At 67.7% G+C, this 297-nt stretch carries 1 pseudogene; it reads right to left on the reverse strand.

Going from position 1 to position 297, the window contains the following annotated elements:
* Positions 1-44 precede the first annotated feature (44 nt).
* Positions 45-297: pseudogene (locus EN808_RS35800) on the reverse strand (hypothetical protein); the annotation flags it as partial.

Consider the following 297-nt stretch of genomic DNA (forward strand, 5'->3'; position numbering starts at 1 on the left):
CCTTGAGCTCGTAGATGGTGGCGCGGTTTGCCAAGCTAAACATCTCAGCCGCCGAACATGCCCAGCAGCTTCTTCTTGAGCTTCGACACGGTGCCTTCGTCGGCGCTCGCTGCCTGTGTCTCAGCCGTCGGCTGGGCGGGCGCCGTCTCGACGCCGGCGGTGACGACCGGCTGCTGGGCTGCCTGCTTGGCGGCTTCCTTCTCGGCCAAAGCTTGCGCCCTGGCCGCTTCCTTGGCGGCCTTGGCCGCCTCGATCGCCGCCAGCCGCTGCTCCTCGGCCTTGCGCTTGGCTTCCTTC

This window comes from Mesorhizobium sp. M8A.F.Ca.ET.165.01.1.1 (genome assembly GCF_004792065.1).
Lineage (GTDB): Bacteria > Pseudomonadota > Alphaproteobacteria > Rhizobiales > Rhizobiaceae > Mesorhizobium.